Annotated in this window: 30 protein-coding genes and 1 pseudogene; 27 read left to right on the plus strand and 4 right to left on the minus strand. The window is 35.0% G+C overall.

Going from position 1 to position 21,954, the window contains the following annotated elements:
- The first annotated feature begins 31 nt into the window (after positions 1–31).
- The 12 genes and pseudogenes from CCK98_RS15285 (at position 32) to CCK98_RS15345 (ending at position 7,806) form a co-directional block, all read left to right on the plus strand.
- Entirely contained in the window at positions 32–544 is a 513-nt protein-coding gene (locus CCK98_RS15285) for a DUF2199 domain-containing protein (protein WP_088087361.1), read from the plus strand.
- Between the two features lie 31 nt (positions 545–575).
- Positions 576–1,070, plus strand: coding sequence for a DinB family protein (locus CCK98_RS15290; protein ID WP_088087362.1), 495 nt, complete (start codon positions 576–578; stop codon positions 1,068–1,070).
- A gap of 159 nt (positions 1,071–1,229) precedes the next feature.
- Positions 1,230–1,565: a GrpB family protein gene (locus tag CCK98_RS15295; protein ID WP_256942358.1), complete on the plus strand. Its 336-nt coding sequence runs from the start codon at positions 1,230–1,232 to the stop codon at positions 1,563–1,565.
- 105 nt (positions 1,566–1,670) lie between these two features.
- Positions 1,671–1,856: pseudogene (locus CCK98_RS15300) on the plus strand (serine/threonine protein kinase); the annotation flags it as partial.
- A 140-nt stretch (positions 1,857–1,996) separates the two neighbouring features.
- Entirely contained in the window at positions 1,997–2,197 is a 201-nt protein-coding gene (locus tag CCK98_RS15305; protein ID WP_088087363.1) for a hypothetical protein, read from the plus strand.
- Positions 2,198–2,298: 101 nt separating this feature from the next.
- Positions 2,299–2,769: an NUDIX domain-containing protein gene (locus tag CCK98_RS15310; RefSeq protein ID WP_088087364.1), complete on the plus strand. Its 471-nt coding sequence runs from the start codon at positions 2,299–2,301 to the stop codon at positions 2,767–2,769.
- Between the two features lie 179 nt (positions 2,770–2,948).
- Positions 2,949–3,491: a DUF3231 family protein gene (locus CCK98_RS15315; protein WP_088087365.1), complete on the plus strand. Its 543-nt coding sequence runs from the start codon at positions 2,949–2,951 to the stop codon at positions 3,489–3,491.
- 468 nt (positions 3,492–3,959) lie between these two features.
- A complete protein-coding gene (locus tag CCK98_RS15320; protein ID WP_088087366.1) occupies positions 3,960–4,955 on the plus strand; it encodes an aldo/keto reductase in 996 nt (331 codons plus the stop codon).
- A gap of 722 nt (positions 4,956–5,677) precedes the next feature.
- A complete protein-coding gene (locus CCK98_RS15330; RefSeq protein ID WP_088087368.1) occupies positions 5,678–6,091 on the plus strand; it encodes a hypothetical protein in 414 nt (137 codons plus the stop codon).
- A gap of 176 nt (positions 6,092–6,267) precedes the next feature.
- Entirely contained in the window at positions 6,268–6,609 is a 342-nt protein-coding gene (locus CCK98_RS15335) for a hypothetical protein (protein ID WP_088087369.1), read from the plus strand.
- A gap of 170 nt (positions 6,610–6,779) precedes the next feature.
- Entirely contained in the window at positions 6,780–7,187 is a 408-nt protein-coding gene (locus CCK98_RS15340) for a hypothetical protein (protein ID WP_088087370.1), read from the plus strand.
- A gap of 205 nt (positions 7,188–7,392) precedes the next feature.
- Positions 7,393–7,806 carry a hypothetical protein gene (locus CCK98_RS15345; RefSeq protein WP_088087371.1) on the plus strand — a complete coding sequence of 138 codons (414 nt, stop codon included), beginning with the start codon at positions 7,393–7,395 and terminating at the stop codon, positions 7,804–7,806.
- A 340-nt stretch (positions 7,807–8,146) separates the two neighbouring features.
- Here the strand turns inward: CCK98_RS15345 and CCK98_RS15350 are convergent, their stop codons facing one another.
- On the minus strand, positions 8,147–8,353 hold the full coding sequence (locus CCK98_RS15350) for a DUF1657 domain-containing protein (RefSeq protein ID WP_088087372.1): 207 nt from the start codon (positions 8,351–8,353) through the stop codon (positions 8,147–8,149).
- Positions 8,354–8,670: 317 nt separating this feature from the next.
- On the opposite strand from CCK98_RS15350, the gene CCK98_RS15355 reads away from it, so the two are divergent.
- From CCK98_RS15355 to CCK98_RS35425, 9 genes are all read left to right on the plus strand, one after another.
- A complete protein-coding gene (locus CCK98_RS15355; protein ID WP_088087373.1) occupies positions 8,671–9,117 on the plus strand; it encodes a hypothetical protein in 447 nt (148 codons plus the stop codon).
- A 262-nt stretch (positions 9,118–9,379) separates the two neighbouring features.
- Positions 9,380–9,655 (plus strand): DUF3986 family protein, encoded by a 276-nt coding sequence (locus CCK98_RS15360; RefSeq protein WP_088087374.1) that lies wholly within the window; start codon positions 9,380–9,382, stop codon positions 9,653–9,655.
- Positions 9,656–9,876: 221 nt separating this feature from the next.
- Positions 9,877–11,073, plus strand: a complete 1,197-nt coding sequence (locus CCK98_RS15365) for a chromate transporter (RefSeq protein WP_088087375.1) — start codon at positions 9,877–9,879, stop codon at positions 11,071–11,073.
- Between the two features lie 18 nt (positions 11,074–11,091).
- Positions 11,092–11,520 (plus strand): Chromate resistance protein ChrB, encoded by a 429-nt coding sequence (locus tag CCK98_RS15370; RefSeq protein WP_088087376.1) that lies wholly within the window; start codon positions 11,092–11,094, stop codon positions 11,518–11,520.
- A 2-nt stretch (positions 11,521–11,522) separates the two neighbouring features.
- Positions 11,523–11,948: a chromate resistance protein ChrB domain-containing protein gene (locus CCK98_RS15375; RefSeq protein WP_088087377.1), complete on the plus strand. Its 426-nt coding sequence runs from the start codon at positions 11,523–11,525 to the stop codon at positions 11,946–11,948.
- A gap of 79 nt (positions 11,949–12,027) precedes the next feature.
- Positions 12,028–12,321 (plus strand): metal-sensing transcriptional repressor, encoded by a 294-nt coding sequence (locus CCK98_RS15380; RefSeq protein WP_088087378.1) that lies wholly within the window; start codon positions 12,028–12,030, stop codon positions 12,319–12,321.
- A gap of 14 nt (positions 12,322–12,335) precedes the next feature.
- The gene (locus CCK98_RS15385) at positions 12,336–13,706 is read left to right on the plus strand and encodes an MATE family efflux transporter (protein ID WP_088087379.1); all 1,371 of its coding nucleotides are present in this window, start codon (positions 12,336–12,338) and stop codon (positions 13,704–13,706) included.
- Positions 13,707–13,877: 171 nt separating this feature from the next.
- The gene (locus tag CCK98_RS36300; protein ID WP_088087380.1) at positions 13,878–14,792 is read left to right on the plus strand and encodes a DUF1259 domain-containing protein; all 915 of its coding nucleotides are present in this window, start codon (positions 13,878–13,880) and stop codon (positions 14,790–14,792) included.
- A 266-nt stretch (positions 14,793–15,058) separates the two neighbouring features.
- Complete coding sequence (locus CCK98_RS35425) at positions 15,059–15,217, plus strand: hypothetical protein (RefSeq protein ID WP_179195816.1); 159 nt, start codon at positions 15,059–15,061, stop codon at positions 15,215–15,217.
- A gap of 154 nt (positions 15,218–15,371) precedes the next feature.
- Here the strand turns inward: CCK98_RS35425 and CCK98_RS15395 are convergent, their stop codons facing one another.
- Both CCK98_RS15395 and CCK98_RS15400 read right to left on the minus strand, forming a co-directional pair.
- Entirely contained in the window at positions 15,372–15,869 is a 498-nt protein-coding gene (locus tag CCK98_RS15395) for a YhcN/YlaJ family sporulation lipoprotein (RefSeq protein WP_088087381.1), read from the minus strand.
- 324 nt (positions 15,870–16,193) lie between these two features.
- A complete protein-coding gene (locus CCK98_RS15400; protein ID WP_088087382.1) occupies positions 16,194–16,490 on the minus strand; it encodes a hypothetical protein in 297 nt (98 codons plus the stop codon).
- A gap of 332 nt (positions 16,491–16,822) precedes the next feature.
- Between CCK98_RS15400 and CCK98_RS15405 the strand changes: the two genes are divergently transcribed.
- From CCK98_RS15405 to CCK98_RS36305, 5 genes are all read left to right on the plus strand, one after another.
- Positions 16,823–17,212, plus strand: a complete 390-nt coding sequence (locus CCK98_RS15405; protein WP_088087383.1) for a hypothetical protein — start codon at positions 16,823–16,825, stop codon at positions 17,210–17,212.
- 146 nt (positions 17,213–17,358) lie between these two features.
- Positions 17,359–18,339, plus strand: coding sequence for a hypothetical protein (locus CCK98_RS15410; protein WP_088087384.1), 981 nt, complete (start codon positions 17,359–17,361; stop codon positions 18,337–18,339).
- A gap of 375 nt (positions 18,340–18,714) precedes the next feature.
- Positions 18,715–19,149, plus strand: a complete 435-nt coding sequence (locus CCK98_RS15415; RefSeq protein ID WP_088087385.1) for a DUF192 domain-containing protein — start codon at positions 18,715–18,717, stop codon at positions 19,147–19,149.
- A 240-nt stretch (positions 19,150–19,389) separates the two neighbouring features.
- A complete protein-coding gene (locus CCK98_RS15420) occupies positions 19,390–19,653 on the plus strand; it encodes a hypothetical protein (RefSeq protein WP_088087386.1) in 264 nt (87 codons plus the stop codon).
- A 107-nt stretch (positions 19,654–19,760) separates the two neighbouring features.
- Positions 19,761–19,886, plus strand: coding sequence for a hypothetical protein (locus tag CCK98_RS36305; protein ID WP_256942359.1), 126 nt, complete (start codon positions 19,761–19,763; stop codon positions 19,884–19,886).
- A gap of 173 nt (positions 19,887–20,059) precedes the next feature.
- Here the strand turns inward: CCK98_RS36305 and CCK98_RS15425 are convergent, their stop codons facing one another.
- Entirely contained in the window at positions 20,060–20,296 is a 237-nt protein-coding gene (locus CCK98_RS15425) for a tyrosine-type recombinase/integrase (protein ID WP_088087387.1), read from the minus strand.
- Positions 20,297–20,409: 113 nt separating this feature from the next.
- On the opposite strand from CCK98_RS15425, the gene CCK98_RS15430 reads away from it, so the two are divergent.
- Positions 20,410–21,758 (plus strand): IS3 family transposase gene (locus CCK98_RS15430; protein WP_088087388.1). Its coding sequence is split into 2 segments (ribosomal slippage): positions 20,410–20,866 and positions 20,866–21,758, totalling 1,350 coding nucleotides; the frame shifts between segments, so codons are not numbered across the junction.
- The last annotated feature ends 196 nt before the right edge of the window (positions 21,759–21,954 follow it).

Here is a 21,954-nt window from a genome sequence, read left to right on the forward strand (position 1 = left end):
ATTCAAATGGTGAAATTAATGGAGGAACAGAATGACTAAAATTAAGGGATACGCTTGCAGTTGTTGCGGTAAATATCACGAAGAACTTCCTACAAGTTACGGAAATCCAGCTCCCGTCTATTATTATGATGCTGCACCTGAAGAGCGAGAGGATAGGTTTGAGCTAGATGACGATTTATGCATTATGGATAACGAACATTTCTTTATTCGTGGATGTATTGAGATTCCTATAATTGGGACCGATGAACACCTAATATGGGGTGTATGGGTTTCATTAAGTGAAGCTAATTTTAACAATATAAAAGAGCACTGGGATAAACAAGAATTATTGGAACCAATGTTTGGGTGGCTATCTACCGAATTACCTTGTTATCCTGATACTGTAAACTTAAAAACAATGGTCCATCCTCGAACAGATGGCATTCGACCTTTCATTGAGCTCGAACCAACCGACCATCCTTTATCGGTGGAATTGAGAGATGGAGTAACTATAGAACGGGTCCAAGAGATAGCTGCACAACTTTGTGTTAATAACGATAACTAAGATAAAGGTATAAAAATTAGGAGTGTTGGTTATGGTTCATGCAAAAGATGTTTTATCGGATCAGTTGTTGGCAAATGCCAATGACCCTAGTTGGTACCTACCATTTTCAGATTCAGTAGAAAGATTGTCTGAGGAACATGCATTTTGGAAGCCAAACGAAGAAAGTAATAGTATTGCTGAAATTGTGCAGCATCTACTATATTGGAATCAAACATGGCAAACAAGGTACCAAAAATCTCACGTTGATGCTGTGCCTTCCATAGGAAATAATAATAACAGCTTTATTATTCCTGAAAATCATACTTTTGCTGACTTAAAGAAACAACTATTAGAGTTGCTTTTACGTTGGCAAGAGATATTATCTGAAGAAAAAGTAGAGAGTGAAGTTAATGGTTTTCCTGGACACGTGAAATGGTGGGCAATACTCGGAAATGTGTCAACTCATAACGCATATCACATTGGTCAGATCATTTATATCCGGAAGTTGCAAAATAGCTTGAAAATAGATGCAGGAGAAGATGAATAAATAAAAGTTGCACTAGCGCCTACTTGAACTAAAGGGTGCTAAAGTTGAGGATCAAGCTGCCATTTGGTGGCTTTTTCTTATTGAGCTAACGTAAGCAGGTTAGTGGAAGAAGAATGTTTTTGATAAAGGTAGAATATTTAAGGTGAATAGGAAATATTTTTGCGGGGGCAATTTTTTGAGGAAAACAGAAATTCTTCCTTGGTCAGAAAAATGGAGCGCGAGAATGGAATAATTGGAAGAAGACACTTTCCGAAGGGGAATGAGAAGCGAACCCATCATTTACAAATCTTCCAAAGAGGGAATGAAAATATAAAAACACATTTAAATTTTAAAGAATATTTAATAAATCATCCACAAGACGCTCAAGATTATGGGGAATTAAAAATAAAGCTAGCCAGCCTATATCCTGACGATATTCATAAATATCAACAAGGTAAAGAGCATTTTGTAAATGAATTAGTTCTGAAAGCAAAAAAATGGGCTGCTGGTGCTTGAGTTAAGGAACAGAGCTATTTCAATAATGTAGCAGGTTAACGGAGAAAGAAGGATTTTTTATAGAGTACAGATTATGTTTTTTTGAATAATAAATGGAGGTTTTAAATGGGAGAGACGAAAGCAATAAATTTAGACAGTGTTTCATTTTACTTAAAAGAAAAACATGATTTTGATTGGCTTAGAAATCTTGGTAAAGTGTTTTGTATTTTTGATGAACAAGATTCTGGTAATATATCTTTTGGAATTGAAAAAGACGGTGTTAAAAAGTTTGTGAAGTATGCAGGGGCAAGAATAACCCAATGTGTTATTGCATTATCGGGTGCCTTGAATTTAAGAAAGGGGGTTGCTACGGCAATCCTCTTATTCGACTAATGGGGGCAGTTTAGTTGAAGAAGAAAGTGGTAAGATGAGGATTAAAGGAGGTTGATTTTGTGGTAATACAATCAAATATGACTTCAAAGGCTATAACCGTTGTGTGGGAAAAAACGGTAGATGTTTTTCAAAAATTCAATGTTCCAATTACAAAAAAGACATTGCAAGTACTAGTTAACGACAACATTCTTCAATTATTATTAACTGAATTAAATAATGTAGTGGGTAGCTCAAATGCAACTTGCGTAGAAGGTGGCTGACAAATGCCTTCTAGAAAGGAGTAGGTTACTCCTTTAATTTATCTTTTAAAGTACAAGGTTGCTTTTATTTTATTAAAATTCTTACATAAGGAGGAGTATTTATGGGCTATTGTGAAGACATAAGAGAAATGATTGGAAATTTTCCTTTGATAATGGTAAGACCAAGTGTAGCAATCTTAAATAAAAAAGGTGAAATATTATTAAGTAGGTATTCAGGTGCAGACTGGGGAATTCCTGGTGGAATATTGCAGCTAAATGAGTCAGTTGAAGAATGTATTAAGAAAAATGTAAAAGAAGATTTAGGGGTAAAGTTACATTCACTTCAATTATTTGGTGTTTACTCAGGCAAGGAATTAATAAATCGAGTCGAAGAAAGTGGCGATGAGTATCATACTGTTGCAATTGGTTATTTATGTACCGAGTACGAAGGAGAAATAACTCCTGATAGTAATCAAGCAATAGAAGCTCAGTTTTTTAAATTAAATCAATTACCTGAAGAAATCGATCCTTTTATTAAACACAAGTTAGTTGAATTAAAAGGGCAACTAAAAAATCTACATACCCCTTCTTAAGCTAACGGGTGCAAGAGTTGAAGATAAGTATGCCTTATTTGTAGGGCAACTTTTTTCTTTTTTAGGCTGAAATTTACTAAGTATACATAATTTCTGAAATGTTGGTGGTACCCATCTGAATAAAAAATCTTACCGTACAAACAATATGTATGAATACTACCAACTCAGGAGGGTTTCGCATGGTAAATATATTGGAAACTGTCATTGATGCTATGAAATCACTGACAGTTCAAGACGAAGACCAACCACTTCATGTTGGAGAAGTGATGTCATGCTGGATTTACTTAGCAGGACTTGAATTAGCTAAAGTATCTGTGCAAGCAGGTATAAATACCACGGAAGATGAAGAATTAAAAGCAATACTTGAAGAAGATATGAAATTAGGTACCAGTCAAAGAGAACGACTCTATGATTTCATGAATAAGGAAGGAATTCCGCTACCTCCTGCCCCTGCAGATATGCCAAAATCAGACTCTAATAGTATCCCTCTTGGAGTTAAATTAACGGATGATGTGATAGCAAACGAATTATCATTAAAAATCGTAAGTTTAATTATGCGTGCAGCTGGTGCTGCCTCTGAATCGATTCGTACAGATGTTGGTTTATTGTTTATTCAGTTTCAAACAGAAAAATTTGCTTTCGCAACTAGATTAAAACATTTAATGCGTAAACGCGGATGGATTAAAGTACCACCTTTTTACGTTCCACCTGGTTCCCAGTAACCATTAAGTTAGGTGTAACGTAACTAGTTACATTTGGGATATATTTGAAATTAAAAAATTAAAGAAAGTTATTTCGAACATAGTTGGGTATTTTCCAAGGAAAGAAGAATTATTAAGTTTTATGTATGATTAATCTTTGTTATGCTAACGGGTGCAAGAGTTTAAAATCGGAGCTGTCATTGAGGCAGCTTTTTTTGTTATTGCACTAAAGTGCAGATAGTTGAAGAAAGATAGACAATTTAAAGATAAATAGTGCTAATAAAAAGAAGTTTATGCTCGTAAGTTAATGAAGGGGTGTAGTGAGGCTTTTATTAAATCCATTTATTTCTTACTTAAAATTTCTACTATTTTTATACTACAAATTACTGAATAGTTATAGACTTGTATTTGTATTATTTTCCAATAGAATAACAGTACAGACTGCAGGGTGGTAAATATTGGATTGAAGAATATAAGGGGGATTTGACAATGAAAAAAAGAGTAATTGGTAATAAAGGTCCTTTAGTTTCTGAGATTGGTCTCGGTTGTATGGGGATGTCATGGCTATATGGTAATGCTGATCGAAGCGAAAGCATTGCAACAATCCACGCGGCACTTGAGGGAGGCATTACACTCTTTGATACAGGGGATTTCTATGGCGATGGACACAATGAATTACTTCTACGTGAAGCATTCCAAGGAATCCAACGGGAAAATGCCTTCATTTCAGTGAAATTCGATGGCAAGCAACACTCTCAGGGCAAGAGTCATCGGGAGAGTGATAACCACCCTCATACAGTAAAGAATTTCCTTGAGGATACCCTACTGCGTCTAGGTGTTGAATACATCGATCTTTATCAACCAGGCACAGCCTGCATCGATCCCAACGTACCAATTGAAGAAACGGTTGGTGCAATTGCCAATATGGTAAAGAAGGGATATGTGCGATACATTGGTCTTTCTGAAGTAGGAGTGGATACAATTCGTCGCGCACACGCTATACATCCTATTAGTTGGCTGCAAATGGAATACTCACTATTTAATCGGAGCATCGAATCAAATATCTTGCCAACTCTACGGAAATTAGGTATTTCGCTTTCGGCTTATGGTGTTCTCTCAAAAGGTTTATTGAGCGGTACATGGTCAAAAGATCGGGTTCTAGGTTTGGATGATAAACGCAGTAATGGTCCGCGTTTTACCAACGAAAATATTGAAAAGAATTTAGCCCTTGTAGAGGCATTGCGTGAAATTGCTGAAGAAAAGCAAGTAACCATTGCGCAGATTGCCATCGCATGGGCTTTATCCAAGGGTGAGGATGTTATCCCATTGATTGGTGCAAGAACGCAGTCACAACTTCATGTTTCAATCGGCGCAGTTGACCTGAATTTAAGTTCAGACGAACTTTTACGAATTGAAGAAGCCGTACCTACAGAACTCGTCGCGGGCGAATATTACCCGGTACCACGGAAAAAATGGTTCTGTTAACAAATTTTTAATGAAGCAAAGGTTGTTAAATGAAGAATGACTGATTTCTTGTTGAACTACCATGAAAATAACTTTCTTCACCATTAGAAAAATGACAATACTTAAGAAGACCCTACTCAAACGTTAAAAAAAAGAGGAGAGCGATAATTAATAAGATTATGGATTAGGGTTGACTAGATCAAGGTCAGTATCAGTATTGACACTTCCTAACCATTCGAGGCCCTAAATACTGACAAGTTTGATAAAAAATTTAAATCTTTCCCGGTTTGGCTTTGGGAATCAGTGGCTATCTATGAGGCTAATCAGACTAAAAATCCACTGTCATTACCATTCATGAAAAATGGACAGTATCCAAGCCTGCAGGAACTAAACCAAAGATTTGAAAGAGCAAAGGTTTACGACGTTGGTTACACTCTGGTAGAGTTCAGCGAGAGTAAATGGGGACATAATAGGCTAATTAAGCTCATTAGTGAATATGGGAATGTTTACAAAGTGCTAAGGGTCAACGATAATGAATTTAGCAAACTCTGGAATGAGTTTGTTAGAACCAAGTATAAGTAGATACGGAGCTTTAGTTATAAAGGATCGTCTTTCGACGATTTTTTTTGTGAGTGAAAATTGAAAATGTCTATTCTCATATAAAATATTGTGAAGAAATGTACTTAAAGTAACGAAGCAGGTTAGCTTAACAAGAAAGTTAAATAGATAATCGGAGGTTTCTTATGGAATACTCACAGAGTGATTTTTCTGATGAATTAAATAAGATGATAAAATCTACTGAACAAAGTTTCGTTCAACATTGTAGTTTCTTAATGAATGAATTTGAACCTATGTTTAAAAAGAAAAACCAAAGGCTTCATCTAGAGCTTATAAAAAACGGTATCAATTTATTTACGCCAGGTTACGTTTCATTAGTTTTAGTGGAAATAGAACCCCATTTAGAAAAGTACAAAATAAAAATAAGGATTCCCATTTGGAAATGCCAAAGAACAATTCTTGGAATACCAGTTACGAACAACATCCCTTGTAGTAAAATTACAGGAACCTTGAACACCTTGGAGAATGTAAAGAACGTATTCAAAGAATTTATTCTAGATAACTTAAAAAAGGATTATGCAATGGTTGCGTTTATCTAGGAAAAACCTTTTGTTGGAGTCCTTATTGAACTAACGGGTGCAGGAGTTGCATATAAAGCTGTCATTTTGGCAGCTTTTCTTATTGCACTAAATGTGCAGGTTTGTTGAAGAAGGAATTCTATAATCGGTATAGAATGAATTATAACAGGGCTTAGTTATCCGTAGGAGTGGTAGTTATGTGTGGTATAGATTTTGTTATGGCAGTAACTCATAAAGAAGCTGCCAAGGCAGATAAATATGTTCATTTTGATGAAAGAATACATCAATATCTACTTAAACAGGCAATTCAACAAAAAGGGCAAAACTTTGATTTGCTTTTAAATATAAAACCATATGGTACAGAAATTATTTATACGAAAGACATACCCAAGCTTATCAAAATTTGTGAGACTCTATTTAGCAAATATGATTTGAATGATGATTGGGGTCAAAAAATAAAAAGTTTTGCTAAAGAATTAAATGATATGTGTGAAGAAGCTATAAAGTTAAAGAAACACTTATATGCTATTGGGGACTAATATATATGACTACAGCTGCCTTTTTGGGCAGTTTTTTATTGAACTAATGAAGCAGGTTAGTGGAAGAAGGATTTCCCGTATTAGCTATAGAATAAATAATTTGATGAATATCTTCTTTTTTCGGATTGTGGTTATAACAGGAAAAAAATAATAAAATAGGAGGCTCCGTAATGAGCGAAATCAATGCGATTGAAAATTCTTTTACAAAGCTTCAAAACAACCAATACGATATGAAAAAATTAACTGCCGAAGAACTTGAAATCTTACAAAAATCTGCCCCTGCTTTATTAGAAGCGTCTACCAAATTCATTCAAGAAGGTAGCAAAGTACAGGAAAAAGTATTTAGCATTATCGATAAAGCAATGGATACTTATGCAGACCAATTAAAAAATCCAAATTTAATTCCAGAAGAAAGAGAAAATTTGAATGATCGAATCGAACGAATGGTTGAGCTATCTTTGAAAAAAGATACAGAGTCCAAACAGTGGATGTTTTACATAGCGTGTGCAGCAGTAGGTGGAGTAGGTCTATTTTTGAAAGCAAAGAATCCTAACTTACTCAGAAACGTTAGAACTTAACTAATAATAATCTTTATTTTGCCCCGTTAATTATTATTATTTATCCATCTACTTTAACTAACGGGTGCAAGAGTTAAAGAACGGGGATTGCTACGGCGATTCTTTTTTGTTATTGAGCTAACGGGGCAGGTTAGTTAAAGAAGGAATTTGTCCTTTTAGGAAAGAAATATAGTACCAAAACCATTTTTTGAAATGAGGTGATTTTGTGGATTTAAATATGTATAGCCGACTTCCTGATTATTTAACAGTTAAGGAAATCAATTCTCATTTCTGTGAATTATTGCGATATATTGAATTGAATTATGCTGCCAGTCCTTTAAGTATATCTGAAGCCTTTTGTGAACTAGCTGAACGGCAATGTAATACATATGAGTATTTAGAAGAGAGTTTGAAGAAACTTATTGATAATTGGGTTATAAGCAATTGGAACATAGACAATTATAAATTAATTGATAACTTATTGTCTTTAATAGCTTTATTAGGACTAGAAAAGAGTTTTCATACCGCAAAAGCCTCTTTAGTAAACACAAATTTAATTACCGAAGTAAGGAAAGAAATTGAAGATAACATTAAAGAGTTAGATGGGAATGTGAGTGACCCTTATTCAGGAATGAAGTAAAACCTTGTTAAACTAACGGGTGCGATAGTTTAAGATCACCAGCTGCTTCGGCGGCTTTTTTGCTTGTTCCACTAACGGTGCAGGTTAGTGGAACAAGAAAGGTGAAAATCCATCTTTCATTTATGTCGCAATTGACCCATATTGTGCAATAAAAATATTTTTTTTGATGTAATTTAGCTAAAAACTTATGAAACAGAATAAATGGTGTTCTAAAAAACAAAACCATCCTAGAAAGGATGGTTTAGGAAAATGGACAAGAATTTTTTATATAACATCATATTCCGACCGCCAGAAAATGTATCTGGGATATCTTATCATATTTGATAAAGACGCTTACACTTTATTGCTGATTGTACTGAGGTTCTTCCCCTTGAATTTCTTGAAGACGAGGTTGAAGGCTATCAAGCACGGATTTTGTTTGTTGTGCGGCTTGTTGATAAAGCTGCTTTGCATTCTGGTTATCGGTTGCTAAAGCAAAACTTTCAAAGCTTGCTTGTGTACTTTTTAAACTTGCTAAAACGGTTTGAACATCTTTTCCAACTGTCATTTTTTAAATCCTCTTTTCATTGAAGAAGTATGTGAATATTTTTGTCTACTCGACTTACTTAATATGCTCATAAATCTGAAATTTACTTTGCTTGAATAGAAAAAAGCGTCAGATTAGTAAAAGAGTGTGTACGTGTTCAACTAACGGGGTGCAAGAGTTGAAGTTCGAGCTGCTTCCGCAGCCTTTTTTCGTTGTTCCACTAAAGTGCAGTTTAGTTGAACAAAAAGTCCTTAATGAATTTTGAGGATTAAAATAAAGGAGTCGTGTTGTGAAGTGCCGAATGTCTATTTTATAGATTATTTAAAGGAGACAGAAAAATGAGTAATGATTATGCCAAGGCTGCAAAAATTGCTGGCGGACTTTTAATTCCTGCATTTGGATTATCTAGTCTAATTGCAGAGTCTGCAAGAAATGCCATTAAAAAATCTAATAATGCTGTTGAAGCTGGGGATATCAATAAATTACAAGAAGAAGCAGCTATACAAGAGATTGAAAATAGAATTTCTGAATTTCAAGCAAGAGTCGCTCAAGAGTTAGCGATTGCAAGGAGAATTGAAAATGCATTTGAAGTCGAAATTGAGGAATTTTATGACTCTTCTGGGGACGGCAGTTTAGGTGCACAGTATAAAGAAGGAACTTTTAATTTAGGTGCTACTGGTTCGGGTCGAAGAGTAAAAAGTCGAATTTATCGTTTTAAAGGCTTTGCTAATGTAGTTGAAAGCGAGTACAACCAGGATTTAACCGATAAAAACGAGGATAAATAATTTTTTTTCCCCATTTTATGACTTGTTAATATAAAAAAATCATAATTAAAAAAGAGGTCAACAGATTAAATGTTGGCTTTTTATATATCCCATTAAGAAAAAATGTGGAGTAAGGAAAAGTTATTATTCAACTATCTGGTGCGATTCTACGATAATAGTGAACGCTTTTTCTTATTCAACTAACGGTGCAGGTTACTTGAAGAAGGATTACTAATCCGATCTGCCGAATTGTAATTTAAATGCTGATCAAAAGAGGTGCTAAATGGCTATTTTGTATGATGATAAATATCATTTGCATTTAGGTTATTACGAGGATAACTGTGATTATGAGTCGATAGCTTTTAAAAGACAATCTGAGGATGTATGGGATGTATTCTTTGATTTTAAAGGGTATGGGATTAATAATATTACGCTAGAAAACGAATTGACTTTACAACCATATGGAACCAGAATATTTTCCATCGACAATAAAGAAGTTGATTATGATATTGGAGTACAGCAGTTTAAGCGATTGTTATTCATTAATAAAATAATCTAAATCGTTATTAATGAAGATGACCACTGTGGCATTTTGTTGTTGTGCTAACGGTGCAGGTTAGTGTAATAAGAAAAATAAGGGTTGGTGCAGTTAACCATACCCTAATTTTTTTATTACCGAGAAATGTAACCAATGTTACAAATTCTTCTTCTCATATTTACTGGTTTCACATATAATGATTTTAATAAATGTAACCAGTATTACTTAAAGGGGAGAAGACAATGAATAAGCCGTTAGAAATTGAGTCTAATGTTAAGACACAAGCCGCAACGTACTCACTTTTGCTGATGATTTTATACTTTTTAAAGTTGGGAACCATTGGTTTTGGTGGACCCGTTGCATTAACAGGCTATATGTATAGGGATCTTGTAGAGAAACGAAATTGGATTTCTGAGCAGGATTATAAGGATGGTCTTGCTTTGTCACAACTTGCTCCCGGTCCTTTGGCAGCACAATTAGCTATTTATTTAGGTTATGTGCACTACCGAATCATAGGAGCGACACTAGTTGCGCTTGCTTTTGTTTTACCTTCATTTGTAATGGTGGTAGCTTTGGGGTGGGCATATATTAAATTTGGTGGACTAACTTGGATGCAAGCTGTTTTCTATGCAGTGGGAGCAAGTGTAATTGGAATTATTGCCTTCAGTGCATATAAACTAACAACAAAGACTTTAGGCAAGGATTGGATTCTTTGGATTATATTTTTAATTGCAGGTACGGTAACTGTCATTACCGAAACAGAAAATGTTCTTTTATTTCTTGGGGCAGGGATTTTATATTGGTTATTTAAATCTCCACCAAAGTGGTTATGGAAGAAAACAAAATTGAATAGTTATGAACCTTTTTCAATGCTTTTCCTTTTAGGTGTTGTGAACCATTCAAATTCAGGTAATTTATGGAACATATTCACCTACTTTACAAAGGCAGGGGCATTCCTTTTTGGTAGTGGTCTTGCAATTGTTCCCTTTCTATACGGTGGTGTCGTAAAGGAATACGGTTGGTTAGATACTCAACAATTCCTTGATGCGGTTGCTGTTGCTATGATTACACCTGGTCCTGTTGTTATTACAACTGGGTTCATTGGTTATTTGGTAGCAGGATTTTCTGGTGCAACAGTAGCAGCACTAGCTACTTTTCTCCCCGCCTACTTGTTAACCATTCTTCCTGCGCCTCTCTTTAAAAAATATGGAAAACTTCCTGGAATCAACGCCTTTGTAAACGGTGTAACGGCTGCTGCCACAGGAGCCATTAGTGGTGCGGTTATTGTATTAGGGAAAAGGTCAATTTTCGACGTTCCTACAGCAATGTTTGCTATTATTACATTAGTCCTTTTATGGAAATGTAAAAAGGTTTCAGAACCTATTATTATTCTGGTTTCAGCTATTATAGGATTAATTGTGTACCCGAGGATGCATTAATGATTAGGAGATGGATTCATGCAAGAGTGGCTGCATTTAGTTTATAAAATTCCACGTAATCCAAGTAAAGTACGTGTTTATGTATGGCGGAAACTTAAACGACTGGGTGCAGTTCTTCTTCATGAGTCCGTTTGGTGTCTGCCGTCTACACCAAAAACAAAAGAGAAATTTCAATGGTTAACTGTTGAGATTCAGGAGCTGGGAGGAGAAGCATCTCTATGGGAGTCTCATCTAGTGTTAGGAATGAAAGATGAATATATTATTAAAGAATTTTTGGAGCAAGTGGATCAGGAGTACACTGAAATACTGGATGAATTGAAGAAAGAACAAATCGACCTTGTTTCTCTTTCTAAGAAATATCAACAAATAAGAATTAAGGACTATTTTCATTCTGAATTAGGAAAACGTGTGTTGGAAGAATTACAAAATACCAGAGGAGGGATATAAGAATGAAATGGGTTACTTGGGAAAATGTGGGAGTAGACAGAATAGCTTGTGCATGGCTAATAAAAAAGTGGATTGATTCTGAAGCAGAATTTTTATTTGTTCCTGTTGGTCAGAAGCCATTGCCGGAAGGACCGGAACCATTTGATATTCCTGGTGTTCGTCTTTCCCATCGAAGAGGACATTGTACATTTCACACGATGCTGAGAGAATATAAAGTTAAAGATCCGATATTAGAACGAATGGCTCAAATTATTGATGAAGCAGATACGGTGCAGGAAGTATTTTTAGAGCCTGTTGCACCGGGACTTGATTTTATATGTGATGGAATTCGATTAATCAGCCCTGATGATATAACGGCATTAGAGAGAGGGAGTTTAATTTTCGAAGCTTTGTATGAACGGTTATCATCTGAATGCAACGAAAAGTGACAAATTCATGAGAATTTGTCTTTTTTATTTGACCGTATATCCCCCCTGGGGGGATAATGACGATAAGGAGTGATAAATTATGGGTACAGATAATCATCAACATAACCACAATCATAAAGAGCGAAAAAATGTTATCAATCGCCTTTCAAGAATTGAAGGACATGTAAGAGGAGTAAAACAGATGGCAATCGAAGGTCGTGATTGTCCTGATATTCTTCTTCAGATTGCTGCAATCAGAAAGGCACTAGATAATACGGCAAAACTAATCTTTACTGACCATATGGAGAATTGCCTAGTAGATGCAGTACACAAAGGAAATGAGCAAGAAGTATTAAAAGATATAAAAAAAGCGTTGGATAATTTTATTCGATAAGGGGATGGGGATAAATGGAGGAGGTTGAAATAAAGGAAATTAAAACAACAAAACAAAAGTTTTATATAATTATTGCATTGGCTGTTCCAGCAATGATTGAAAATATTTTGCAAACCGTAGTCGGATTCGTTGATACCCTTTTTGTTTCAAAATTGGGGTTAAACGAAGTAACGGCAGTGGGTGTGGCCAATGCAGTTTTGGCTGTTTATATTGCTATTTTTATGGCATTAGGAGTTGGAACTTCTTCTCTTATTGCAAGAAGTATTGGAGCCGGAAATATTGATAAAGCGAAATCCATTGCCCGACAATCAACGATTATTTCGGCAATTTTTGGTCTGTTATTTGGATTGATTACTTTGTTCTTTAGTGAACCGTTGCTCCGTTTAATGGGTGCGAAAGCGAATGTTTTGGCAGATGGAGTTACCTATTTTCAAATAGTTGCGATCCCTTCAATTTTTATTTCCTTGATGTTTATCTTTGGAAGTATTTTACGTGCTTCGGGAGACACCAAAACACCGATGAAAGTGAGTTGGTGGATCAATTTAATCCATATTGGATTGGATTACGTTCTCATTTTTGGAGTTTTTGGATTAAAGGGATTTGGGGTAGCAGGAGCTGCATGGGCTACAGTCATTGTACGATTAATTGGAACGATAGCATTGTACTTATATATTAAAAGGTCAAAAATCTCCTTTTCCTTCTTTGGTTCATATTCAAAAGAGGATTCTTTTTCTATTTTAAAATTATCTACACCAGCAGCGATTGAACGATTAATCATGCGATTAGGTCAGGTTCTTTATTTTGGATTAATTGTGAAAATCGGAGCTGACACCTATGCTGCCCATTCAATTGCTGGTAATATAGAAACATTCTCTTACATGCCTGGATACGGTTTGGCAATTGCAGCTACCACTCTCGTAGGTCAGAGTGTTGGCGCAAAGCGTTCGAAAGAGGCTTACCAATATGGAATGATGACGACCTGGATCGCAGTTGGTTTTATGTCCTTTGTTGGGGTATTGTTGTATTTTCTTTCTCCTTGGCTCGCTACATGGTTCACAACGGATAAAAATGCTATTGGCATGGTTGTAACTGCTTTACGAATTGATGCATTTGCCCAACCAGCTTTAGCTATTGGTTTAGTGTTGGCAGGGGCTTTACAAGGTGCTGGTGATACGAAAAGCCCGATGTACAGTACAGCTATTGGTATGTGGGTCATACGAGTTCTTGGTGTTTATATTCTGGGAATTCACTTTGATATGGGAATAGCAGGAGTTTGGCTTTCAATTGCAATAGATTTATATGTTCGAGCTGTATTCTTACTGATTAGATTTAGAACCAATTCTAAAACTAGCCATAAAAGAGTTCTTAATCAGGAAAGACTTTAATAATAACAGACCGTTAAACTATCCGTTAACGGTCTTTATTTATGAGATTAAACTTATCCTAATTCAAAGAAATACGCATTGAAAAGCAATGGTCCGTTATATGCAAGAAAAAGTATAAATTAGGGAATTATATCAAATATAATCCATTTCACTCAAAAGGAGAGTTATTTTATGCTTAAACGAAAATATAGAACAATTATTGCTTTTTTAGTTGTTGCTTTAATTGCTAATATATTGTCTGGTACCTTAATACATGCGCAGAATTCTTCTTCAAAAAATCCTTCACCACAATGGAACTTTGTAGAGAAAGAAATAGGAAAAACAGGGGAATTAAGGACAGGCGGAATATTTTATATCAGTCTGCCACGTAATGATTTGAAAGTAAGTGTGAAGGGTGTACCAATTCGCACCGGATTAGCATTAGGGGGATGGGTGGCTTTTAAACAAGTAGCAAACCAAGCGATGGTTATGGGTGATTTAGTTCTAACTGAAAAGGAAATTCAACCTGTAATGAGTGAACTTTTTAATCAAGGAATTAAGGTAACTGCAATTCATAATCATTTAATCGGTGAAACCCCCCGAATAATGTATGTGCACATTGAGGGACATGGTAATGCGGTTCATTTAGCGAAAGCAATTCGTTCAGGATTAAATTTAGACAAAAAGCAGTGGAGCCAAAAAAATGTCTCGCATTCCTTTTCCATCGATAAACAAAAGCTTGATAGTATCTTTAGACATAAAGGAACTGTTTCTGATGGTGTTTATCATATAAGTATTCCTCGGTCTGAAAAAATCATGGAAAATGGTATGGAAATTCCTCCAGCCATGGGAGTAGCAACGGCAATAAATTTTCAGCCAACGGAAAATAGGAAAGCTGCTATAACCGGTGATTTTGTGCTTACTGCTGAAGAAGTAAATCCTGTTGCAATTACATTACGAAAACATGGTATCGAAGTAACTGCTATACATAACCATATGTTGACCGAGAATCCCCGTTTGTTTTTTATGCATTTTTGGGGAATTGACGATCCTTTAACATTAGCGAGAGCTTTACGTGAAGCCTTAGACAAAACTCATAGCATGTAAATTTACTTTAAGATAGATTTAATGTTCAATTCATTAATGAGAGACACATTTTATTTTTGTGCTTGTTAAAGGGTGCATAGTGCCAATAAATGCTGAGTTTGTGAAGAAATGTACTTAAACTATCGGGTGCAATAGTTGAAGATCCAGCTGCCTTTTTTGGCGGCTTTTCTATTGAAGTAACGGGGCAGTTTTGTTTAAAAGTATTGTAAAAAAAAGTTAAATTTATAATATAATATTAGTAATTCGTTGGTTAGTTTGGAGGTGTTATGATGATTTGGATTTATATATTTACACCTATCATTATATTGGCTGGAATAGCCATTTATTTTGACAAAAAATCTGGGGCGACTTCACCAGATGAAAGAACAGCTGATAAGTTAGAGGAATATCCACCAGAAAATCCTTTCGGACCCAATAATTTTTGACCTTAAAATGATTCAAATACAACTTTTCAAAGACAATGTGAAGGATTGTACTTAAAGTAACTGTGCTTTAGTTCAAGGTGAATCACAGTGGGGATCCTTTTTTCTTATTCCATAAAAAAATGCTTAGCATATTGCCAAGCATTTTTTATTTATCTTATTTGGCTTTAGGGAATACTCTACGGATTGTTTCAGTAAACTCATTAAAGAAACCTGAGATTGGTCTACCATTACGAATATCAGAGGCATATGTATTCATGCGATCATAAAAGTCAGGGTTTTCCGATACATAAACGTTATCAATATCTCGATCCGTGGATTTCACTCTTTGTGAAATCTTATGTTCAATACTATAAGTATCCTTATTTCGGGATGTAGGTGTGAGCTTTACGGCTACATATGCATTATTTTCTGTAACAATGACATTTGCCGTGTCCACTTCTTTCAGGTCGGCTATTTTTTTAGCTGCATCATCAGCAACTCTCATTCTAGATCTATTATCGTAATCATTATTGTCCCTGACGTTGGTGATGTTGTTCCTTGTCACATTTTGGTCACGATTTACAAGATCATTTTTATTTACGTTATTTCTGGCACATCCTGTTAAATCAAGGCTAAATATAAGGACTGCAATTAAAATTAGGCTCTTTTTCATGGTGTATTCCCTCCGTGAATTAAGTTAAACAAGAATAAGTTCTCCATTTCCTTAAAAGATTATTCCTATTTACTTATTACTCGGTTAAGGTGAGTTCATTTTTTAAGAGAACTGAAGAGGTGAAGAAGGGATTGTGAAAGAATGTACTTAAACTATCGGGTGCATTACTTCAACAATGGGGTAATGCCATTTTCTTATTCAAGTAACGTAAGCAGTTTACTTGAAGAGAAAAATGACTCCTTTATGTCGCATTTGACACATATTGCGTAATAAAACAAAAAGTGCTGCTAAAGATAGCAACACATTAAGAAAAATTTTATTGAACTATAAAAAGTAGCTTTTGTAATAAAAGAATGTGATTATAATCGCAAATAAAGTATAAGCAATGGAGGCATAGATTGGTATTTTTCCAAATTTAATATGCCTTTTACACTCAATCTCCATGTAGGTTTGGCTGTTAAATAAATCGGTCATTGGATTATTCGGTGCTGTAACTAAGATTCCAAGCATACCTACTGGAAAAGTTAAGTCAATAATATTAGCATGAAAAAGATGTGCTGCACCAAAATTGAGAGCCATTAATAACGAAAAAGTAGCTAAAAATGCAAGTATTCTGTTCATGTTTTTTCTCCACTAATTGATATGAATACATTTAGTTTAAAAGAGGGAGAAACAATAGACAAGTGTATATTAATTCCAATCAATCTTTTTAATGAACACTACGAACCAATGATGCAATACATGAGAAGGTGCTTGTTGAACTAACTGGGTGCAAGAGTTGAAGATAAAGGCTGTCATTGAGGCAGCCTTTTCTAATTGTACTAACGGGGCAGGTTAGTGATTATCTTATTTTCTCCTAAAGATAAATTTTAAAACTTTTTTGAAAGACTTGAAAATATCGATTTTTTCTCTTCTAACTGGCTGATAGAATAAAAGGGAAGGGGGAGAGACAATTGCTGCAGGAACATGTTTTTTTTGAAGACACAGAGAATGAAATAACCATCAGCAGTACCCGGATCGTGGTAGAGAACAAAGTATTCTCATCCGGGCACCTGGTATCCTATGAAATGACGGTGGAAGAGGTGGGAAGGCCTACGAATTCCCTTTTGTTTAGTATCGGATTCGTCATCCTGGGAGCTGCCCTAAACAATAAGAGTCTGGCGATAGCGGGCGGTATTGTGCTGTTGCTGACCATGATTCTTTGGGCTTTCAGCTACTTACGCCGGGATAAAGGCCTGCTGCTCTCATTTTCTTCAGGGGAGGAATTTATCCTGAACGAACGGAACTACAACCTTCCGGGTATCCAGCGGGCGTTGAATGAACTCTTGATTTTCAGGGGATGAAAATAGAAGAAAAGGATACCTGGTTGTTGCCCAAGCCGACTTGAAAAACTAGTAACCATACAAAGGTACCTTTTCTTATTAAGCTAAAGGGGCAGTTTAATTGAACTAGAATTGTTAAAATAAAGATAAAAGAGGGTTTAATGTAAATGAAAAAGATAATAGTTGTTTGGGTAGTTCTTTTTGGGGTAGTACTTTCTGGATGTGGAAAAACGACAGGTGAATCAACCAAAACTTCCCCACAAAGTTCGAAGCAAAAAACAAAAACAACAGAAACGACATCACAAAGTTCGAAGCAAAACACAAAACCGGCAGTGAAAACATCGCCATCTAGAAGTTCAACATCTTCAGAAGTACCACATGCGAGTGATAATATCAGTGGAGTTTGGCTGGCAACAGGAAAACAGGATGGGGTAAGTAGCACTTGGTACTTTAACAATGGGCAATTAACAGTCAATTCCGTGTACCATTTTTCTTATGTAATCGCTAAAAATAAAGATTCTCATGGGTATACTGTTGTAACGATAACAAATAAAGAAGCCAAAAAACATGCTCTATTATTGAAAAGAAATGGTAGTAATTTTGACGGTAGAACTGTTGAAGGTAAGGCTTATGAAAAATATTTAATTGATGGAACGGTTCCAAATGGACAAATTATCGAATTTATTTATCAACAGAAACAGGAAAAAGTTGATTCCCAAAATGCTTCTCTCAAAGAGATGGAGAATTTAAAGAAGACGCTTAGGACATGTATATTTGATAAGTATATGCCTAGTCCTGATTATGTTTATGCAAAAGGTATTAACTGGTCTGAGAATTTTTATGATAATTTAACCGCCAATGAGATATGGAATGTTATAGAGGAATTTAAGAAAAAAAATAACGGTGAAGAACGAACTCTGTTTGAACAAGCCCAAAACCTTTCTCAGAATGCACCCATAAAAGATAATTGGAAAGAGCTATTTTTAGAGGACTGGAATAACAGTTATTATAAGGAAGATAAAATAGAAAAATTAATTGATAGAGGTGATTTTGTAGAGGTTTATACGGATTCTTTACCTTATACGGGCGAAAAAGATAATTATCCTTTTGTAACATTAGATAAAAGAACTGGTTATTGGCATGGATAGAATTTATAAGGAGGCTCGCCGACATCTATTTTTAAAAGAAAGTATAAAATTTTTCACCCACCACAGTTTGATAAAATAAGTTATGTTTTTGTTGGAATCCTTCTTCAACTAAAGGGTGCAAGAGTTTAAGATCCAGCTGCCAGACTTGGTGGCTTTTTCTTATTGCATTAACGTAAGCAGTTTAGTTGAATAAAACTTCCTTAATCTTTTTATATATTGTAGCTGTGATTATTGAAAATAAAGTATTAAATGTATAACCATATAATAAGTATAGGAAGTGAAAAGGAGTTTTCCTCGTTGTTTTTATTTCTTGTTTTCTTTTTATCTCCAACTTTCTTCCTTTTATTATAAAGGGAAAAGACAAGGTGAGTGAATATGTTGAAAAATAGATTCAAATTAATCGGTTTTCTTTTTCGTCAAGAAAAAGAAGCAAGTCTTCAAACAAAAATGATTAAAGTATCTAGTGGAGAAAGGACAACCAAATTAACCGTTCAAGTTGCAGATACTCAAGAAAAAAGAGATAAGGGCTTAATGTTTGTTAGAAAATTACCCAAAAATGAGGGGATGCTATTTGTATTTTCAGGAAAAACATATGGCGGTTTTTGGATGAAAAACACCTTAATTCCTTTATCTATTTCATTTCTTGATTCAGATGGGAAAATTCTAAAAATACTAGATATGGTGCCATGTAAAGAGGATGAATGTCCTACTTATGATCCGGAACTTTCTTATCATTATGCAATCGAAGTTAATCTTGGATGGTTTGAAAAGAATCAAATCAAAGTAGGGGATTTTGTAAAGCTTGATTAAAATCACCTCACCTCTATGAGTTCTTAGAGGTGATTTTTTAATAGATATTTATGCTAATATTACTGAAAAGATTGTGAATTAATGTACTTAAACAAACGGGTGCAAGAGTTCAAGATCGGAGCTGTCAATGAGGCAGCTTTTCTTATTGAGTTAATGAAGCAGGATAGTGGAAGAGGAAAGAATAAAAAGTTGGTATCCATAAACACTAAAATATAAAAAATAGATATGGAAGGAAATATTATGCAAAAAGTTATAAAAGTGGTGTGCCTTTCTTTAATTTATTTGCTATTCATTCTACGTTTTTTTACTAATGTCTTTGTAGGAAATCCAATTATAGCAATACTTTTAGGGATACTCTTTCTACTGCTAGCAATTGTTGAACGTAAACAAAATAATGCTAAGTATAAAATGTATTTGGGTGTATCAGGAATAGTTTTTCTATTAGCAGTTTTTATGATTTTGTTTCCAGGTGCCCCTTTATTTAGTAAAGGCTTATTAAAGTAACGGGTGCGATTCTTCATTAACGAAGTATCGCTTTTTCTTATTCAATTAACGGATGCAAAATAGTTAAATAAGCAGTATTAGAATTCCTTAAATTCGGGAGGTATCAAATGGGAAGGTATCTTGTAGGGGTTGTAACGGTTATTTGTGGAATATTACTCTTAATCATTAACCAAGGTAAAGACTTTAAAGAGGTCGAAGAATCAATAGTAATAGCTATAGCTATTCATTTCTAATAGGCGGATTTATTTATATAGTATATAAATTTATTCGAAAGCGATAAATTCCTTCTTCCACTAACGGGTGCAAGAGTTTAACACCCCGTTACCATTTTGGTGGTTATTAGAAAAGAGTTAAACGAAGCAACACTCTTTAAAGGTGTTGCTTTTGTACATATTTGAACCATTGATTAAAAATATTTTCTATACAATTCTTGTCTAAGACTACCACTTAATTGGGCATAAATTTTTGTAGTTTCGCTCTTCTGGTGACCAAGTAGACTTTGGATAACATCAAGAGGTGCTCCATTATTCAACAAATGTGTTGCATAGCTATGTCTTAGTTGGTGTGGATGAATTACTTTACTAATCTCTGCCCTATCAGAAATCCGCTTAACGGTGCGAGAGTTGAAGAACGGAGCTGTCATTGTGGCAGCTTTTCTTATTCTACTAACGGTGCAGTTGAGTTTAAGAAGGATTGCTGGTTGTGAACTGCACCCGAATTGTTAGATACAACTAACAATTCGAGGTGCAGTTTTTTATGACGAAATATTCTTTGGAAACAAAATTAGTTACAGTTCATGCTTATCTTGAGGGTGTGGAATCCTTCAAGGATATAGCTCAAAAATACAATATAAGTCCAACAATGTTAAAAAAGTGGGTAGCGAAGTTTCGCGAACATGGAGAGGAAGCTTTTCAAGAAATATATACAAATTACACAGTGGAGTTTAAAATGGACGTACTTAAATATATAAACAAGATGGGGGCGTCCATCGAAGAAGCAACTTCAGTATTCAATATTCCTAGCTCTAGCACCGTGTGGAATTGGAAGTATTTATTTGAAACACAAGGGATTGACGCTCTACAATCAAAGGTAAAGGGGCGTCCATCCATGAAGAAGGTTCCAAAGAAAAATCCACCAGTTGAAGGTTCGGAAGAATCGTTACGTACAGAAAATGAGCAACTTCGTATGGAGAATGCATATTTAAAAAAGTTACTTACCTTAATTCAAGAAAAGGCAAAGTCTCAGAACAAGACAAATCTCAAGTAATCTATGAATTAAGGCATGAATATAAAATCATTCATTTAGTAAAGATAGCTGATATTCCACGCAGTACGTATTATTACTGGGTAAAACAAATGAATCGACCTGATAAATATAGCGAAGTGAAAAAAGTCATCCAACAGATTTTTGATGAACACCAGGGGCGATATGGCTATCGTCGTATCAAACTGGAATTACGTAATCGTGCCATAAAACTAAATCATAAAACAGTCCGTCGTTTAATGATTGAATTGGGTTTAAAATGTCTAGTTCGTATGAAGAAGTATCGCTCATACCGTGGAAAAGTAGGTAAAATTGCGCCCAATATTTTAGAACGCGATTTCCAAGCAGCGAAACCCAATGAGAAGTGGGTAACGGATGTAACGGAATTTCATTTACATGGAGAAAAGCTATATTTATCGCCGATTCTCGATCTATATAACGGGGAAATTATTGCGTATAATCTTGAAAAGCGTCCTGTTTATCCACTTGTTTCAAAGATGTTGGATAAAGCATTTGAACGATTAAAAGATGGCAATACCCCTATTCTTCACTCAGATCAGGGCTGGCATTATCAGATGAAGCAGTATCAACACGCGTTAAAAGAAAAAGGGATTACACAAAGCATGTCACGTAAGGGAAATTGTTTAGATAACGCAGTCATGGAGAACTTCTTTGGCTTATTAAAGAGTGAATTACTATATCTCAGAGAATTTGACAGTATGGAGCAATTCAAACAAGAATTAGAAGATTATATCCACTACTACAACCACAAACGAATTAAGGCAAAATTAAAAGGCATGAGTCCGGTTCAATACCGAACTCATGCCCAGGAAGCTGCCTAATATTCGTGTCTAACTTTTCGGGTTCAGATCAGTTGAGGCGGTCCTTTTTTCTTTTTCGACTAACGGAAAGGTTAGTTGATTAAAGGGAATTTAAGGTTGGCAGAAGAATACATTTTTTCTAGGGAGATTTTCTTTTAATAGACATATAAAATCGAACGTATATAATATTACATGTAATCAAAAAGGAGGGGGCTAT

This window comes from Bacillus sp. OV166, from assembly GCF_900177675.1.
Taxonomy (GTDB): domain Bacteria; phylum Bacillota; class Bacilli; order Bacillales; family Cytobacillaceae; genus Neobacillus.